1 protein-coding gene and 1 pseudogene are annotated in these 3,360 nt (G+C 33.5%); both read left to right on the forward strand.

Features of this window, described 5'->3' with window-relative positions:
* Positions 1 to 237: pseudogene (locus GOQ27_RS00070) on the forward strand (hypothetical protein); the annotation flags it as partial.
* Positions 238 to 615: 378 nt separating this feature from the next.
* Positions 616 to 3,360, forward strand: a 2,745-nt coding sequence (locus GOQ27_RS00075; RefSeq protein WP_203364767.1) for an SH3 domain-containing protein, incomplete at its 3' end; no start/stop codon positions are given.

Here is a 3,360-nt window from a genome sequence, read left to right on the forward strand (position 1 = left end):
ACACCAGAAGAGGCAATCATAGGTGGAGCTAAATTCATATCAGAAAAATACGTGAACAACCCTACCTATGCTCAAGATACACTATATAAAATGAGATGGAACCCAGACATCCCTGGAGTACATCAATATGCAACAGATATAGGCTGGGCATATAAACAAACAGCAAAAATAAAAGAACTATATGATTTATGCACAAATTATTATTTAAGATTTGAAGTTCCGAAATATGGAGAATAAGAATAGGTATTAAAAGGTAGGGCTCATATGAGCCCTATCTTTTTTGTTCAAAAGTGACATTCTTTTATCATCTTGAATCTGTAGCTTGTCATCCTGAGTGAAACGAAGGATCTTATCTTTTAAGTATTTTCATTACTTATCTTTTAAGTTTCTCACCATCGTCATCCTAACCCCATCAAAGAACCATATTCCAAATCTCACCAAAAAAATCAAAAAATAAGAAGGAATTTATCAAAAAAGGGCGAAATTAATTATAAAGAAGAATATTTATAAATGGGACCATTATCACATTTATAAATACTCTGGTAAATGGTAGAATAAAAGAGAAATTTGTTACTATTTATCAAAAAATTACAAACACTTAAAGGGGGGAAGAAGTTGAAGGGCAAAGTATTAATATTAACATCCAGTATATTAGTAGTATTTGCAGCTACAAATACGGATGTAAAAGTATCAGAAGAGAACAATAACAAAATATCAAAATTACTGTCACCATCATTAGCCTATGCAAGTCAGTATAGTAGCTTAAAAGATGTGAAAGTAAACACAAGTATCTTAAACGTAAGAGAAAGACCGACAACTAGCAGCAGAAAAATATCCCAAGTATTAAGTGGACAAGTCTATAGTGTTATAGACCAATCTAATGGATGGTACAAGATAAAGACTTCCACAGTGACAGGATGGATTCATGGAGGATATGTAGTAGTAATTAATGATTCAATCTCAAAAACATATCCTACAGTAGAAGTGACAGCAGATAGACTGAATGTACGTCTAGAGCCAACAACTAGCAGCTATAGGATATCTCAAGTTCTAAAAGGTCAAAAATATACACCAGTAGCTCAATCAGGAAAATGGTATAAGATAAAGACTTCTAAAGTGACAGGATGGGTCCATGGAGACTATGTAAAGACGGTATCTACATCTACACCAGCTCCAGCACCAGAGACCAAATACTCTCAAATGGAAGTGACAGCAGATAGATTAAACGTAAGAAGTGGAACATCTACTAGTTATAAAATAATAGATCAAGTATTAAAAGGACAAAAATATACACCAATAGCTAAATCAGGTACTTGGTATAAGATAAAGACATCAAAGGTGACAGGATGGGTCCATGGGGATTATCTAAAGACAGTCTCTACATCAACACCAGCACCAGAAGTAAATAAGAAAATAGAAATAACAACCCCGATACTAAATGTAAGAACCAAACCTACAACAAGTAGTATGAGGATATTCCAAGTATATGAGGGTCAAAAATATGAAACATTAGCAGAATCCAATGGATGGTATAAGATAGATACATCCAAAGTAACTGGATGGGTCCATGGAGGATATGTAAAAGTAATAGAAGAAGTTAAAGAAGAGCCGGTAGAAGTCTTAGATAGTATAAAAGTATCACTAAGTAAAAGTACCATATACAAGAACGAAAAGGCAACCTTGAATGTGACTCCAGTAGGAGCAGAAAATGTAGAGTATCAATATCAAATAAAAGATAATGATAAATGGATTACAGTAAAGAATTATAGCGATACTGATACCTATACTTATACACCAACAGCTTCAGGAGACTATGTTATAAGGGTAAATGCAAGAGTAAAAGGCACTTCTCAAGTAGTATCTAAAGAGCTATCAGTTAAAGTATTAGAAGTTCTAGAAGATGTAAATCTAGCAATAGATAAAGAAAAGTCTACACACATAAATATTCCAGTAACAATATCAGCAACACCGATAGGAACAGAAAATGTAGAATACAAATATATGGTTAGCTACAATAGTGGTGAATGGGAAGTATTAAAGGACTATAGTGGAGATACAAACTATACATATACTCCTAATAAAAGAGGAACATATACCTTTAAGGTAGATGCCCGAATCAAGGACCAATCGCCAGAGAAGGTAGTATCTAGTCAAACCAGCTATAATATATTAGGTAATTTAATATATCAAAATACAAACTATAGTAAGACTTTCCAGGATATATTACTTACTCAATTAAATAAAAATCCTCAAACAGATGTATATGATAGAACTTGGAGAACAGCCCAAGTTAATGAAGTGGATAAGTACCTAAATCCAGAAAACTATCTACAAAACTCAACAAATTCCTATACATATGATATTGTAGGTCAATTAAAAGTAACAACAGACACATTAAATGTAAGGGAAAATGCAACTACTAATAGTAACGTAGTAGATCAAGTATCACTAGGACAAGTATATACAGTATTAGATGAATCTAAGGGATGGTACCTAATACAAACATCAAATGCTACAGGTTGGGTCCATGGTGGATATGTAAGAACTAGCTATCAAGCTAAAAACAACACATATTCCAAAATGGAAGTAACAGCAGATAGATTAAATGTAAGAGAAGGAACATCCACAAGCTATAGTATAGTAGATAAGGTACTAAAAGGAGAAGTATATACTCCGTTAGAAGAATCTAATGGATGGTATAAGATAAAAACATCCAATACCACAGGATGGGTCCATGGTGGATACCTTAAAGGTGTATCAGCAGATACAATTACAAAAGGAGAAGTTCAAAACCTATCTTCCATAGAGATAAATACTGAAGTATTAAATGTAAGAAATACACCAAGTACCACTGGAAATGTCATAGCTCAAGTAAAGAGTAAAGACATATATATCGTATTAGATCAACAAAATGGGTGGTACAAGATAAAGACAAATGGAGTAGTAGGTTGGGTCCATGGAGATTATACTCAGGATACAAATCAAGCTCCTCAAGAAATGTATCAATTTCTAGTATTATCAGGCAACAGTGGACTATCAGCAGATCAATTAGATAATATCTTGGTTGGTAAAGGTATATTAGAGGGACAAGGACAAGCATTCATTGAAGCAAGTAAACAATATAATATCAATGAAATCTATCTAATATCCCATGCCCTATTAGAGACAGGACAAGGCTGGTCTAAATTAGCCACAGGAGCAATATCTGTAGAAGGTCAAAAAATATATAATATGTATGGTATAGGAGCCTATGATTCTAATCCATTAGAATCTGGATCCCAATATGCATACAAGTCAGGATGGTTTACACCAGAAGAGGCAATCATAGGTGGAGCTAAATTCATATCAGAAAAATACGTG

The sequence above is a fragment of the Anaeromonas frigoriresistens genome (genome assembly GCF_016820655.1).
Taxonomy (GTDB): domain Bacteria; phylum Bacillota; class Clostridia; order Tissierellales; family SIT17; genus Anaeromonas; species Anaeromonas frigoriresistens.